General features: G+C 72.3%; 9 protein-coding genes. 4 read left to right on the plus strand and 5 right to left on the minus strand.

The genetic code is table 11. The features are described 5' to 3' along the window. Window positions 1-48: 48 nt before the first annotated feature. On the minus strand, window positions 49-864 hold the full coding sequence (locus PUR26_RS06255) for an aminoglycoside N(3)-acetyltransferase (RefSeq protein WP_329869987.1): 816 nt from the start codon (window positions 862-864) through the stop codon (window positions 49-51). 309 nt (window positions 865-1173) lie between these two features. Between PUR26_RS06255 and PUR26_RS06260 the strand changes: the two genes are divergently transcribed. Further along, on the plus strand, window positions 1174-1998 hold the full coding sequence (locus tag PUR26_RS06260; RefSeq protein ID WP_329869988.1) for a restriction endonuclease: 825 nt from the start codon (window positions 1174-1176) through the stop codon (window positions 1996-1998). 7 nt (window positions 1999-2005) lie between these two features. On the opposite strand, the gene PUR26_RS06265 is transcribed toward PUR26_RS06260, so the two are convergent. Further along, window positions 2006-2221 carry a hypothetical protein gene (locus PUR26_RS06265; RefSeq protein WP_329869990.1) on the minus strand — a complete coding sequence of 72 codons (216 nt, stop codon included), beginning with the start codon at window positions 2219-2221 and terminating at the stop codon, window positions 2006-2008. Between the two features lie 346 nt (window positions 2222-2567). Between PUR26_RS06265 and PUR26_RS06270 the strand changes: the two genes are divergently transcribed. Beyond that, the gene (locus PUR26_RS06270) at window positions 2568-3422 is read left to right on the plus strand and encodes an RNA polymerase sigma factor SigF (protein ID WP_329869992.1); all 855 of its coding nucleotides are present in this window, start codon (window positions 2568-2570) and stop codon (window positions 3420-3422) included. A 62-nt stretch (window positions 3423-3484) separates the two neighbouring features. On the opposite strand, the gene PUR26_RS06275 is transcribed toward PUR26_RS06270, so the two are convergent. The 3 genes from PUR26_RS06275 to PUR26_RS06285 form a co-directional block, all read right to left on the minus strand. After that, entirely contained in the window at window positions 3485-6115 is a 2631-nt protein-coding gene (locus PUR26_RS06275; protein WP_329869993.1) for a SpoIIE family protein phosphatase, read from the minus strand. A gap of 59 nt (window positions 6116-6174) precedes the next feature. Then, the gene (locus PUR26_RS06280; RefSeq protein WP_329869995.1) at window positions 6175-10497 is read right to left on the minus strand and encodes a HAMP domain-containing protein; all 4323 of its coding nucleotides are present in this window, start codon (window positions 10495-10497) and stop codon (window positions 6175-6177) included. Between the two features lie 938 nt (window positions 10498-11435). Beyond that, the gene (locus PUR26_RS06285; RefSeq protein WP_329869997.1) at window positions 11436-11690 is read right to left on the minus strand and encodes a WhiB family transcriptional regulator; all 255 of its coding nucleotides are present in this window, start codon (window positions 11688-11690) and stop codon (window positions 11436-11438) included. A 459-nt stretch (window positions 11691-12149) separates the two neighbouring features. On the opposite strand from PUR26_RS06285, the gene PUR26_RS06290 reads away from it, so the two are divergent. Together PUR26_RS06290 and PUR26_RS06295 are read left to right on the plus strand one after the other, a co-directional pair. Continuing rightward, window positions 12150-13949 (plus strand): enoyl-CoA hydratase-related protein, encoded by a 1800-nt coding sequence (locus PUR26_RS06290; RefSeq protein WP_329870167.1) that lies wholly within the window; start codon window positions 12150-12152, stop codon window positions 13947-13949. Window positions 13950-13998: 49 nt separating this feature from the next. Next, on the plus strand, window positions 13999-15087 hold the full coding sequence (locus PUR26_RS06295) for a hydrogenase expression protein HypE (protein ID WP_329869999.1): 1089 nt from the start codon (window positions 13999-14001) through the stop codon (window positions 15085-15087). Window positions 15088-15201 lie beyond the last annotated feature (114 nt).

Here is a 15201-nt window from a genome sequence, read left to right on the forward strand (position 1 = left end):
GCGCCGTCAGCCGTCAGCCGTCAGCCGTCAGCCGTCAGCCGTCAGCCGTCAGCCGGCGGCGGCCGGAGCCCGGTGCCGGCACAGCCACCGCCGCGCGTGGTCCACGGCCACGGCGAGGTCCACCAGGGCGCAGCGCGCCGACCCCACCACACCCCGGCGCACGTTCCCGCCCGCACCCTCCAGATCGGCCCCGAGCGCACCGAAGTCGCCGTCGTCGAGGGCCACGTCCTCGTAGGACCACCAGCGCCGCACCCCTCGGTCCAGGACCACGCAGCGGTACGTACGGCGTGGCGGATGCGGCACCCGGTACTCACCCAGATGAAAGGCGCTGCAGCGGTCGAACCCCGTGCCCAGCAGCAGGATCCGCGCGCGCAGGTCGTACAGCCGCCCCAGCGGCGACTCCTCGCCCAGGTGGCAGTCGGGACGGTGCCCGCCCACGATCCGAGCCGCGTGCGGGCCCAGCGCGGCGAAGGACGTCTGGGGATGGGCACTGCGCATCGCGCCGGGCGACAGCCGTACGATCTCCGCGAGCGCCCCCATCCCGTCCGACGCCATCCCGTCCGGGTCGTACGGAGGCATCGCCGCCCGTACTGCCGCCCGCTGCGCCTCGTCGAGTCCACGCACCCGTGCCAGGTACGCCGGCGAGGTGTCCGAGTTGTGCGCGGTGAACGTCGGCACCACCAGCGTGCCGTCGGGGCCCAGCGCGCCGCGCAGCGCACGCAGTACCGTCCCGCCTCCGCCCGTCACCCGCCCCACGGCCCGCAACGAGGAGTGCACCAGCAGGCATCCGCCCGGCTCGACCCCCAAGGCGGCCAGCTGCGCGGTGAGTCGGCGCTCGTCGTGGTCCCCGGTCACCGTCGCCACCGCCCGCTCCTTCCGCCGTGCACCGGCGCGGGCGACGTGCGGTGCCGCCCGCCCTGGTCCCCGCCGGCACATCGTAGAGGCGTGAGGGCGCGGTTCGGCACCCACAAGGAGCCACGCTTCCCCGGCCGTCCGGCCGGGAGCGCCCACGAGGCCGGGCATCGCGGTGACGGGCCGGCCGGACGGCGCGATACGTGGAGGCCGGGGACCGCTGTCGCGGGGGGCTCCGGCACTGGATCTCTCCGGCCGGGGCATACGGCAGGAACGAACGATCCACACGCGACCGTGTGAGAAGAAGGGGGAACGCCGCACATGACGATACCCATGCGCCGACCTCGTCCGCAGGGCGGTCCGCTCCGCCCGCGGACACGCCGTCCGGCCCTCAGGCTCCGGGAGGTCGCGCTCGGCTTCGGGCTCGTGGCCATCCTCGTCTGCGGCATCACGACCACTGCCAGGGCCGCCGTGGGGGACGCCTCCGACCTCCCGGCCGCCCTTGTGGCGGCCGTGGGAATCACGGGAGTGGCGGTGGCTCTGGTGCGTCTGGGACGACGCCGTCCTCGTACCTACGGCTCGCCGGTGCCGACCGAGCTCGTCGGACCGCCCGCCCCCCACGGGGCCGTGGACCCGGCCGGCGCGGGTGACCCGGTCGATGCCGCCCGGCCGGTCGGCGCCGTCGAGCCGGCCGGGGCGGTCGAGACGGTCGAGACGGTCGAGCACATCCTGGTGCCCGACTACGAGGCCATGGACGCGGACGCCTTCGAGCGGGCGGTGGCCGAACTCTGCGAGCGTGACGGTTGCGTGGACGTCGAGGTCGTCGGAGGGGCCGGGGACCTCGGGGCCGACGTGCTGGCCACCGCCCCCGACGGCCGGCGGATCGTGATCCAGTGCAAGTTCTACGGCCCCGGGCACAAGGTGGGATCCCAGGACGTCCAGCGTTTCGGCGGAACGTGCTTCGTCGTCCACGGCGCGCACGTCGCCGCGGTGGTCACCACCAGCGAGTACACCGAGCCCGCCCTCGACTACGCCGCACAGTGCGGAATCCTCTGCCTCGACCGGGAGGCCCTCGACGCCTGGACGGAGGGCACCGGCCCGGCCGTCTGGCTCATGGCCCCCGACCACGACGACACCCGCTGCTGACACGGGGTCACCGGTCCGTCCACCTCTTGGGCCGCACCCCGTTGACCAGGCTGACCACGAAGACGATCCCCGCCAGCGCGGCCGCCGTCCAGGTCCACGCGCCGGGCGACCCCGGCCACACGAGCAACCCCGCGACGGTGATCACGGAGATCGCCGCGAGCGCCAGCAGTCCGGCGGACGTCGCCCGGTCGTCACTGTTCCTCCGGCCCCTGCGCAGCACCATGACCCTCACCCTTCCGCCGTCCTGTGACGCATCCGTCTACCCGCGCCGGCCCCGGCCATGGCCCCGGACGTCCGCGAGGGGGCCCGACGGCTCAGCGCGGCCGGATCACCCGGACGGGCCGGACTGCTCCCGTCCGCCCCGGGCAGTCGCCGGATGCCGGGACGTCGTCCTCCAGGTGCGGCCCGGCGGGCGGGGCACCGCGGCCGGTCGTCGGACCGGCCGCGGGCCCTTCCTCCGAACGCGCCCAAGGTCTGGCCGAATCAACAGGTATAAGGGGCAAGAGTGAGGGTAGGCGCCGCATCACGGGGGCGAAGGAAATTTGCGAACAGCACGGGAGGGAACAAGCATGACGACGGCGACGGCCCCTCAGACGGCCACCACGAAGAGCGATGCCGCGGCACTGCCGGAGGTACCCGACCCCCGGAAGGTAGCGCCCAAGGACGCCCGAGCGCTGTCGAAGCTGTTCTTCGAGCAACTGGCCGTGCTCGAGGAGGGGACGCACGAGTACCAGTACGCGCGCAACACCCTCATCGAGATGAACATGTCCCTCGTCCGCTACGCCGCGGGCCGCTTCCGCAGCCGCGGGGACGAGATGGAGGACATCGTCCAGGTCGGGATGATCGGCCTGATCAAGGCGATCGACCGGTTCGAGCTCTCCAGGGAGGTCGAGTTCACCAGCTTCGCCGTCCCGTACATCGTGGGGGAGATCAAGCGCTTCTTCCGCGACACGTCGTGGGCGGTGCACGTTCCCCGGCGTCTCCAGGAGGCCCGGGTGGAACTCGCCCGCGCCACCGAGGAACTGCGCACCCGGCTCGGCCGCACCCCCACGGTGGCCGAACTGTCGGCACTGATGAACCTCTCGGAGGACGAGGTCGTCGAGGCCCGGCTGGCCTCCAACGGCTACCGCTCCACCTCACTGGACGCCGCCGTCAACAACGACAGCGAGGACGGCGAGGCGGCGCTGATGAACTTCATCGGTGTCGAGGACACGGCGATGGAGCTCGTCGAGGACTTCCACGCCCTCGCCCCGCTGCTCGCCGAACTGGACGAGCGCGACCGTCAGATCATCCATATGCGTTTCGTCGAGGAGCTGACCCAGTCGCAGATCGGCGAGCGCCTCGGCTGCTCCCAGATGCACGTCTCCCGGCTGCTCTCGCGCACGCTGAAGCGGCTGCGTGAAGGGATGCTCGCCACCGGCTGACCTCCCCCTCCGTTTCCCTCCCGCTCCCGGGTCCGGCCGCGCGCCGGACCCGGGAGCGGTTCTCACTCCACTTCGAGACCGACGACGCACGTGTCGTCGTCGGTGTCGGCCTTGCTGTGCGTGAGAAGCCGGTCCAGGCGCTGTTCCAGCGAGGAAGTGGACGCCTTGGCCGTCCCGATCAGCAGCTCCAGCGACTCCTGGATCGAGGCGCCCTTCCGCTCGATCAGCCCGTCGGTGTACATCAGCAGCGTGTCACCCGGTTCGAGCTGCACCTCACCCTCCTGGTACTCCGCCTGGGCCACCGCGCCGAGCAGTATCCCGCCGATCACCGGCAGTGTGGTGGTGCGCCGGCCCCGCACCAGCACGGGCGGAAGGTGCCCCGCCCGGGCCCAGCGCAGCACCCGGCTGCTCGGGTCGAACAGCCCGCAGACCGCCGTGGCGGTCACCTGGTCGGTGAGGTGGTGGGCCACGATGTTCAGCCAGGTGAGCAACTGCGCCGGCCCCGCCCCCGTCACCGCCAGACCGCGCAGCGCGTTACGCAGGACGATCATGCTGGTCGCGGCCTCGATGCCATGGCCCGCGACATCGCCGACGCACACGAGGATCTGCTTGGACGGCAGGACGAACGTGTCGTACCAGTCACCGCCCACCAGCTGCTCGGTCTCCGCCGGCCGGTAACGGACGCCGATGCGCAGCCCCGGGGCGTCCAGCGGCCCCCGGGCCGGCGGCATGATCGCGTGCTGGAGCTGAAGGGCCAGCCGACTGCGCTCGGCCGACTCCTGCTCCGTGTGGGCGAGCTGGTCCCGTGTCGCCGCGAGGGCGACCTCGGTCCAGTGCTGGGCGGAGATGTCCTGATAGGCACCGCGGACGGCGAGCAGCCCGGCCTGCGTGTCGAGCACCGGCTCGGCGATGACCCGCACATGCCGGGTGACGCCGTCCGGCCGTTGCAGCCGGAAGGCGGTCGACGCGGGCCGCTGATGCCGCAGCAGGGTGCGCAGGAACCGCACGATGGCGACTCCGTCGTCCGGATGGGCGTGGGCGGGCAGCTGCTCCAGCGGGATCGGCGCGGCGGTGAGGGGCAGACCGTGCAGATGATGCATTTGCTGGTTCCAGATGATCTCGCCCGTGAGGATGTTCTCCTCGAAACCGCCGACCCGGCCCAGACGCTGGGCGTGCTGGAGCAGGCTCGCGAGCCGCGCCGCCTCGTTCTCGGTCCGCCAGATCAGCAGGACCGCTCCGCCGTGCCGGCTCACGCTGATGTCCGCGACCGCCTCCAGCGGTACCTGGTCGACCAGCGCGGTCAGCGTCATCCTCTCGGTGCGGAACGGTTCACCGGTCGCGTACGTCCGCTCGATCGTCTCGAACAGCTCGCTCTCGCCGGCGGCCATGGGGTAGACCTCCAGCAGCAGCGCTCCGTCCACCGCGCTGCGCGGGCGCCCTGCCGGGTCGATGAAGTGCCGGTTGACGTGGCGGACGCGGAAGTCCGTGAGGCGCCCGGTCGGGTCGAGATGGGGCACCAGGACGAGGGCGGGGTCGTAGAGGCTGTCGACCAGGTCCACCAGCTCGGTGACGTCGCGCCGCAGCGCGGTGGAGGCGTCGGAGGCACTGGCGACGTACTCCGAGTGCGTCTCCAGGGTGTGCGCGCACAGCTCGGCCAGCGCCTCCACCTGGCGCTCTATCTGCGGGGGCTGCGGAGCCAGGGGGTGGGGCCAGCAGATCTCCAGCACGCCGACGATCCGGCCTCCGGTGCCCGCGGGCACCGCGACCCGCCCTCCGCCGGCCCGCCCCTCGCGGCTGCCGATGGACGGCAGTCCCCCCTCCAGGGAGTCGAACCACACCGTGCGGCGTTCCCTCAGCGCCTCGCGGGCGACCGTGGCGACGCCCGGCGGTACGTAACGCCAGCGCCTGGCCTCCTCGGCGGGGAAGCCGGCATGGCCCGCCAGGGTGAAGGAGGCGTCATGCCCCGCGGCCCAGACGGCGACCGCGGTCGCACCGAGCGGAGCCAGGGCGTGTTCGAGCAGGGACTCGGCGGCGGCCTGGGTGTCGTCGGCGGCCAGCGCCCCGCTCTCCGCCGTCCGCATCCGGGCCGCCACGGACGGGGGCCCCGCCTGCGCGCCGTCCGTCGGACCGGCCTCGTGCGGCGCATCGCCGCCGTCGGCCGGCCTCCGGCCCGTACCGTCGGACGTACCGGCGAGGGAGACGAAGTCGCTCGCCGCTTCGGAGAAGCGGTCCAGGGCCGTCCGGTTGATGACGTCGGTGGCCAGCTCCAGCAGCGGCACACCCGCCTGTTCGGCGAGGGCCCCCAGCTGGCGCGCGGCCTCGGCCGGGCCGCACTGGAGCCGTTCGACGAGGATGCCCTTGGCCAGTTCGATCAGCGCCCGTCCGTCGGCGGCGGCGTGGGCCGCCTGCACCTCCTGACGGAGCCGCTCGACGGTGGCGGCCAGCCTGCCGATCGACGCGGGCGACACCCGGTCGACCTCCTGGCCGTCCCGGGACGGCGACGGCGACGGCGGACGCGGGGCGCCGAGCGGGCCGGGGCGGCCGGCGACCACCGCCCCGGCGTCCCCCGGGCTGCCGGCCGGGTCCCCGTCGACAAGCGTGGGGGCGTGGTCGTGCGGGCCGCCCGCAGCCGGGGCAGGCGCGGGCAGCCCGTCGTCCCGGACGGGCTCCCCGGGCGGCTGAGGACTGTTCACCGTTGCTGCTCCTTGAGCGGGTCGGGACGTGCGCGAGCGGGGACGGGCGGGACCGGCGGTCAGGGGGCCGCCACCCACCGGCGGACGCAGGCGATCAGATCGTCCGCGTCCAGCGGCTTGGTGACGTAGTCGCTCGCCCCGGCCGCCAGGCACTTCTCACGGTCCCCCGGCATCGCCTTGGCGGTGACGGCGATGATGGGCAGGGAGGCGTGCTCGGGCATGCGCCGGATCTCGGCCGTGGCGGCGTATCCGTCCATCTCCGGCATCATCACGTCCATCAGGATCAGGTCGATGCCCGGATGCTCGACGAGCGCCTCGATGCCCTGGCGCCCGTTCTCGGCGTGCAGGACGTGGACGCCGTGGAGCTCCAGGATGCCGCTGAGCGCGTAGAGGTTGCGGGCGTCGTCGTCGACGACGAGGACGGTCCGGCCCGCCAGGGCCGCGTCGGCGTCCTGCGGCGGGGCGGGCTCCGTCTCGCCGGGCCGGATCAGCGGCAGTACGTCGCCGGGCTCGTCGGCGGAGAGGTGCAGCGCGATGCGCTCCCGCAGTTCGTCGAGGCTGGACAGCAGCTCCAGCGGCCGGGTCCGGGCACGCGACTGGAGGGCCCGCTCGTACTCCACGCCCATGCGGCGGCTGTTGTGGGCGAGGACGGGGACGTTGTGCAGTCCGGCGTCACCTTCCATGGCGTCCAGGAACCGCAGCGTCTCCTCGTCCGAGATGTCCAGGTCGAGTACGACGCAGTGGCACGGGTCGGCGGCCAGCGCGGCCGCCGCCTCCTGGGCCCCCACGGCGCCGATGACATCCACGGCGGCCCGGCCGTCGGCGGAGAAACCGCCGCGGCTGCGGCTGTCGGTCAACTCGGCCACGGCCTTCTCCGCCACCAGGGACATCAGGCCGCGGGGACGGTCCTCGATCACCAGCAGACGCCGCTTGCGGGCCGCCGGTTCGGGGCTGGGTGCCAGGGCGCGCGGTGGGGCCGGCTCATGCTCGGGCTCGTCCCCCGCGGTGATCTCCATGGTGGGAGACGCGGACGCGACCAGGGTGCGGTCCTCGAATTCGGACCGCTGGACGGGCAGGAAGAGGGTGAAGGTGCTTCCCTGCCCCGGGGTGCTTTCGGCGGTCACCGCGCCGCCGAGGAGATAGGCGATCTCCCGGCTGATGGACAGGCCCAGCCCCGTGCCGCCGTACTTGCGACTGGTGGTGCCGTCCGCCTGCTGGAAGGCACCGAAGATCGCCTCCAGCTGCTGCTCGGCGATCCCGATCCCGGAGTCCTCGACGCGGAACGCCACCGAAGGGCCGACGCCGCGCATGACCCGCGGCAGCTCGGCGTCCGAAGCGGGCTCGATGCGCAGGTGGACCCGGCCCCGCTCGGTGAACTTCACCGCGTTGGACAGCAGGTTCCGCAGTACCTGGCGCAGCCGTGCGTCGTCGGTCAGCAGGTCGTTGGGCGCCCCGGGGGCGGTGGTGATGGTGAAGTCCAGGCTCTTCTGCGTCGTCAGCGGACGGAAGGTGGCCTCGACGTACTCCAGGAGCTGACGCAGCGACACCCGCTCCGGGTTGACGTCCATCTTGCCCGCCTCGACCTTCGACAGATCGAGGATGTCGTTGATCAGCTGGAGCAGGTCGGAGCCCGCGGAATGGATGATCCCGGCGTACTCGACCTGCTTGGGCGTGAGGTTGCGGGTCGGGTTCTGGGCCAGCAGCTGGGCGAGGATGAGCAGGCTGTTCAGCGGGGTGCGCAGCTCGTGGCTCATGTTGGCCAGGAACTCCGACTTGTACTTCGAGGCGAGGGACAGCTGCTGCGCGCGGGCCTCCAGCTCCCCTCTGGCCTGCTCGATCTCCAGGTTCTTGGCCTCGATGTCGCTGTTCTGCGCCGCCAGCAGCGCGGCCTTCTCCTCCAGCTCGGCGTTCGACCTCTGCAGCTCCTCCTGCTGCACCTGGAGCTCCTCGGAGCGGGCCTGGAGCTCGGCGGCGAGCCGCTGCGACTCACCGAGCAGCTCATCGGTGCGGGCGTTGGCCATGATGGTGCTGACGTTGACGCCCACGGTCCCCATGAGCCGCTCCAGGAAGTCCCGGTGGACGGCCGTGAAGGGGGTGAAGGACGCCAGCTCGATGACGCCGAGAACCTGGTCCTCCACGAGGATCGGGAGCAGCAGCAGACTGCCGGGCTCGGCCTGGCCCAGACCGGAGGAGAGGGTGACGTAGCCGTCGGGGACGGCCGACACGGCGATGATGCGCCGGCTGCGCGCCGCCTGCCCGACGAGGGACTCGCCCAGCTTGAAGCGGACGTCCAGGGGGGAACCCGCGGGCCGTCCGTAGGAGCCGACGAGGGTCAGTTCGATGGACCGCTCGCCGTCCACGGCCAGGTAGAACGCCCCGTACTGGGCGTTCACCAGGGGAGTGAGCTCGTCCATGATGGTCTCGGCCACGACGGACAGGTCGCGGTGGCCCTGCATGAGACCGGAGATGCGCGCCAGGTTCGTCTTGAGCCAGTCCTGCTCCTGGTTGGCCCGGGTGGTCTCCCGCAAGGACCCCACCATGGAGTTGATGTTGTCCTTGAGTTCGGCGACCTCACCCGAGGCGTCCACGGTGATGGATCTGGTCAGGTCGCCCTCGGCGACCGCGCTCGTCACCTCGGCGATGGCCCGCACCTGGCGGGTCAGGTTGCCGGCCAGCTCGTTGACGTTCTCCGTCAGGCGCTTCCAGGTGCCCGAGACGCCCTCGACCTCCGCCTGGCCCCCCAGCCGGCCCTCGCTGCCCACCTCGCGGGCGACCCGGGTCACCTCGGCGGCGAAGGCGGAGAGCTGGTCGACCATCGTGTTGATCGTCGTCTTCAGTTCGAGGATCTCGCCGCGCGCGTCGACGTCGATCTTCTTGGACAGGTCACCGTTGGCGACCGCGGTCGTCACCAGAGCGATGTTGCGGACCTGGCCGGTGAGGTTGTTCGCCATCGAGTTGACGTTCTCGGTCAGGTCCTTCCACGTGCCCGCCACATTGGGCACATGGGCCTGACCGCCCAGCCGTCCTTCGGTGCCCACCTCGCGCGCCACGCGGGTGACCTCGTCCGCGAACGCGGACAGGGTGTCCACCATCGTGTTGATCACTTCGGCGAGCGCGGCCACCTCGCCCTTCGCCTCGACGGTGATCTTCTGCGAGAGGTCACCGCGCGCCACCGCCGTCGCCACCTGGGCGATCGAGCGGACCTGGCCCGTCAGGTTGGAGGCCATCACGTTGACGTTGTCGGTGAGGTCCTTCCAGGTTCCCGACACGCCCCGTACGGTCGCCTGACCGCCCAGATTGCCCTCGGTGCCCACCTCGCGGGCCACGCGGGTGACCTCGTCGGCGAAGGCGGAGAGCTGGTCGACCATCGTGTTGATGGTGTTCTTGAGCTCCGAGATCTCACCGCGCGCCTGCACGTTGATCTTCTGGGACAGGTCGCCCTTGGCGACCGCGGTGGCCACCTGGGCGATCGAGCGGACCTGGTTGGTCAGGTTCCCGGCCATCGAGTTCACGGAGTCGGTCAGGTCCCGCCAGGTGCCGGAGACCCCCTTGACATCGGCCTGGCCGCCGAGGATCCCCTCGGTGCCGACCTCGCGCGCCATGCGGGTGACCTCGTCGGCGAAGGCGGAGAGCTGGTCGACCATCGTGTTGATGGTGTTCTTGAGCTCCAGGATCTCCCCGCGCGCGTCGACGGTGATCTTCTGTGAGAGGTCGCCCTTGGCGACGGCCGTCGTCACCTGGGCGATGTTGCGGACCTGGTTGGTGAGGTTGCCGGCCATGAAGTTCACGGAGTCGGTCAGGTCCCGCCACACGCCACCGACGCCGGGCACCTCCGCCTGACCGCCCAGCCGGCCCTCGCTGCCGACCTCGCGCGCCATGCGGGTGACCTCGTCGGCGAAGGCGGAGAGCTGGTCGACCATCGTGTTGACGGTCTCCTTGAGCTCCAGGATCTCCCCGCGCGCGTCGACGTCGATCTTCTGTGAGAGGTCGCCCTTGGCGACGGCCGTCGCCACCTGGGCGATGTCCCGCACCTGAGTGGTGAGGTTGCCGGCCATGGCGTTCACGGAGTCGGTGAGGTCGGCCCAGGTGCCGGACACACCGGGCACCTCCGCCTGGCCGCCCAGCGTCCCCTCGGTGCCGACCTCGCGCGCCACGCGGGTCACCTCGGAGGTGAACAGGGACAGCTGGTCCACCATGCCGTTGAAGACAGTGGCGATCTCGCCCAGCAGACCGTCGGCATCGTCGGGCAGGCGCGTACCGAAGTCTCCGTCGCGCACGGCTGTGAGGCCGGCCAGCAGCTGGCGCAGCTCGGGTTCACCGACCTTGCCGACTGCCCGCACCGCCTCGTCGACCGCAGGTCGAGTACCGGTCGTGTCAGCCATTGTCAACCTCACTGGCGCTCGGGGAACCACAAGGGCGGACGGGTGCGGGCCCGGGAGCGCATGCGGACATCTCCGTCACGATTCCTTCACCCTTCACCCTCTTGGACGGCAAATCTGGCAAAGGCTAGCCCAGCTGCGGCGACGGCGACAAAGGGGGGCCCGGTGTGGGAACCGCGCGGTAACATGAATCGGCTGACCAGCGGGTGGCGTGGTCCGGCACCGGACCCCGCCGGGCCCCGGCGGCCCTCGCCGCGCTAGGGCCCCACCGCAGGTCGCACGCCGCCGACCGACCCGCGCACGCGCGTGCGCGGGGCTCCGAGAGGGCGACGCCCGCCGGGGCGGCCGGCGACCGTCGTGTACGGGCACGCACGCGAACCGACTGCGTCAGTGCTGCGGGCGGGACGGGCTTGCCGCGCCCGCGCGCGAGCGGGCGTAGAACATGCCCGACGAGACGGCGGCGGCGGTGGCCGCGTACGCGCGCGAGACCCGGCCTTGGGGGCGCCGTCGGCGAGCGACTCGGCGCGGACCCGCGCGAGACCCCCGACGACGGCCCGTACACCTGGGAACCCCGTCCGCGTCCGCGCACGCGCGCGGCCGGCCTCGAAGCCGCGCGGGCCAGGCCGACGCCCGCGGCGCAACGCACGCGCGACCCCCTTCGCCTCCCGGGTCCGGACGGTCAGGTGCCCGCACACACACGCGTGTGCGCGGGGACGCGGCCGGGCGGGTCGGCGGGTGCCTCGCCCGGATGCCCGCCGGAGGCAAGGCAGGCGGACGGCGACGGTGGACGGGCGTCGGGTGACGGCCGGTGCGCGCGGCGCGCGGGGACCCGCGCGCAAGCGCCGATCGGTTCCCGGACACGCCGAAGCCCCGCTCTCCTGGAGCGGGGCTTCGGCGACCGGCTTCGGGGGCTGGGGTTCATCTCGGACACCGTTCGTGGTTCAGCCGCTGCCCACGGCGCGCTTGCGGGTGCGGCGGCGCAGTGCCCGGCGCTCGTTCTCTCCGAGGCCGCCCCAGACGCCGATGTCCTGGTTGTTCTCCAGTGCCCATTGGAGGCACTGCTCCCTGACGGGGCAGCGGCGACAGACCGCCTTGGCCTCCTCGGCCTGGAGCAGGGCCGGGCCACCCGTCCCGATGGGGAAGAAAAGGTCCGGGTCCTCGGTCCGGCATGCCGCGGCTTCACGCCAGTTCTCCATCTCGGTCTCCTTCCCCGCGCTTGATCGCGGTCTTTGACGTTCCGGTTCCGGTCTCTCTTCGGGTGACCGTCATGGACGCGCTGAAACAGGGCCGTCGAAGGGAATCGCCCATCCGGTGCGACGTGTTCCGCGTTGTCCTGCGTCGGTTCTGCGTCGGTCTGCGCTGTTCTGTGTTGTTCCGCGTGCTCGCGGCCGACTTGGGCCACCCACGCGCCTCGGCCGCCGTTGCCGTGCCGGACGCCGTGAGCCGCACGCGGCCCGGCGCCGCACGAGCCGTACCGCCGACTGCCGGGCGCCCCCGGGGGCTTGGAAGGGGACCGCCCCGCCGGGTGGCCGTCGGGACGGCCGCTTTCGGGTGACGGCCGGGCCTGTCGGCCGCGCCGCCCGGCCGGCGTGGACGACGATCGCAGCCGGCCGGGGGAGTCCCAGCCCTGCGACGAGGACCGCCGGGAGGTCGCCTTGCACATCCTGCTCGTGGCCAGTGCGTTCAACAGCCTGACGCAGCGCGTGCACGCCGAACTGAGGGACCGGGGCCACACCGTGGCGGTGGAGCTCGCCCGGCACGGGACGTCCGTGCCGGACGCCGTGCGCCGCCACGAGCCGGAGCTGATCGTGGCGCCGATGCTGAAGACGGCGATCCCCCGGGAGGTGTGGTCCGAGCACACCTGTCTCATCGTCCACCCCGGCCCCGTCGGTGACCGTGGCCCTTCCTCGCTCGACTGGGCGATCCACGAGGGCGCCGACGAGTGGGGCGTGACGGTCCTTCAGGCCGACGAGGAGATGGACGCGGGCGACGTGTGGGCGTCGGTCGCCTGCCCCGTACCGCCGGTGTCCAAGAGCGATCTCTACCGCAACGAGGTGTCCGATGCCGCGCTGACGGCGGTCCTGCTGGCAGTGGAACGATTCTCCGCCGGGACCTACGTCCCTCTTGCCCAGTCCGGGGGCGGCCCGGACGGCGCCGCCGGTCGCACGCGTCCGTACCTGTCCCAGGCCGTTCGCCGCATCGACTGGGCGTCGGAGTCCACGGAGTCGGTGCTCCGCAAGCTCCGCGCCGCCGACTCGCAGCCCGGGGTACTGGACGAGCTGCTCGGCGGCCAGTGGTACCTCCACGGCGGCCACGCCGAGGACGGGCTGCGGGGCCGCCCGGGCGAACTGCTGGCCACCCGCGCCGGTGCGATCTGTCGGGCGACCACGGACGGCGCCGTGTGGATCCCCGAGCTGCGGCCCCGTGGCGGGCCCGGCCGCCCCGCCACGTTCCGGCTGCCCGCCGTGCAGGCCCTCGCCGACCGGCTGCCGCTCCTGCGGGAGCATTCCGCTCCGGTGTTCGAGGCTCCCGGCCACCGCACTTGGAGCGACATCCGGTACCGGGAGGAAGGCCCGGTGGGCTTCCTGTCGTTCTCCTTCCCCGGCGGCGCCATGAGCACCACCCAGTGCCGGCGACTGCTGCACGCCTACCGGCAGGCGTGCTCGCGCCCCACGTCGGTGCTGGTGCTGGGCGGTGGCCGCGACTTCTTCTCCAACGGCATCCACCTGAACGTCATCGAGGCGGCGGACGACCCCGGTGCGGAGTCCTGGGCCAACATCAACGCCATCGACGACCTGGTCGAGGCCGTGCTGACGACCACCGACCGCCTGGTCGTGTCCGCCGTCGGCGGCAACGCGGCCGCCGGAGGGGTCATGCTCGCCCTCGCGGCGGACGAGGTGTGGTGCAGGGCCGGGGCCGTACTGAACCCGCACTACCGACTCATGGGCCTGTACGGATCGGAGTACTGGACCTGCACGCTGCCCCGCAGGGTGGGCCACGCGACGGCCGCCCGGCTGATGGACGAGGCCCTTCCGGTGAGCGCCGCGACCGGGCGGCGGCTCGGGCTCGTCGACCGGATCGTCGAGTGCGCCCCCCAGGCGTTCACCGCGGAAGCCGCCCGGCTGGCCGCGCTGCTGGCCTCGTCCTCCACGGTCCAGGCGCGCGTCTCCGCGAAGAAGGCCGAGCTGGACCGGCAGGAGAGCGTCAAGCCGCTCGCCGCCTTCCGGGAGGAGGAGCTGGCCCGCATGCTGCGCACCTTCACCGACCCGGACGCCCCCTACCACGCACTGCGTCGCGCCTTCGTGCGCAAGGAGAGGCCATCGCGGACCCCGCCGCACCTCGACGTTCCCACGCGTCACCCGGACGGCGTAACGGGCCGCGGGGAGCCGCACATCACCGGATCGGCCCACGACGGCATCGCATCCGCCCCGCGTCCCTGCTACCAAGAGAGCTGATGACCGGAATGCCGGTTTTCATCTCGTACCTCCCTTGGAGGCGCTCCCTATGAACGCAGCAACGCCGAACACAGCCGAGGCCGCGGACGCCGCCGGTGCGCCCGCCGACGACGCACCTCCGATCCACATTCTCTGGATCAACGCCGGACTGAGCTGCGACGGCGACTCGGTCGCCCTGACAGCCGCGATGCAGCCGAGTATCGAGGAGATCGTGCTCGGCGTGCTGCCCGGCCTGCCCAAGATCGCGGTGCACTGGCCCCTGATCGACTTCGAGTGCGGACCGGTCGGCGGAGCCGACACGTTCATCGAGTGGTTCTTCAAGGGGGAGCGCGGCGAGATCGACCCCTTCGTGCTGGTCATCGAGGGGTCCATCCCCAATGAGTCGATCAAGCCGGAAGGGTACTGGTGCGGCTTCGGGGACAATCCGGAGACCGGCCAGCCCATCACCACCAGTGAGTGGATCGACCGGCTCGCGCCGAAGGCGCTGGCGGTCGTCGCCATCGGGACCTGCGCCACCTACGGCGGTATCCACGCCATGGCGGGCAACCCGACCGGGGCGATGGGCGTGCCCGACTACCTCGGCTGGGACTGGAAGTCCAAGGCCGGCATCCCCATCGTCTGCGTGCCCGGCTGTCCGATCCAGCCCGACAACTTCTCCGAGACGCTGACCTACCTGCTCTACCAGGCGGCCGGCGCGGCTCCGATGATCCCCCTGGACGACAAGCTCCGCCCCACCTGGCTCTTCGGCGCCACCGTGCACGAGGGATGCGACCGCGCGGGCTACTACGAGCAGGGGCAGTTCGCCCTCGCCTACGACTCGCCCAAGTGCCTGGTGAAGATCGGCTGCTGGGGCCCTGTCGTCAAGTGCAACGTGCCCAAACGGGGCTGGATGAACGGCATCGGCGGCTGCCCCAACGTCGGCGGCATCTGCATCGCCTGCACCATGCCCGGATTCCCGGACAAGTTCATGCCGTTCATGGACGAGCCTCCCGGAGCGAAGGTGTCCACCACCGCCAGCGGCGCGTACGGCGCGGTGGTCCGCAAGCTGCGCACCGTCACGGCCCGCACGGTGGACAAGGAGCCCAAGTGGCGTCGCCGCGGCACCCGGCTGACCACCGGGTACCGCCCGCCCTGGTGAGCCCCTGGGAGGCGGGACCACCGGTCCCGCCTCCCCCACCGGCGCGGCGGACCCCGACGGGCGCCGCCCTCCCGCCCCGTGAGACTCCGGGCCCGACGAGCGGCCGCCCCCGGG

Source organism: Streptomyces sp. SP18CS02, from assembly GCF_036322365.1.
In the GTDB taxonomy this organism is placed as follows: domain Bacteria; phylum Actinomycetota; class Actinomycetes; order Streptomycetales; family Streptomycetaceae; genus Streptomyces.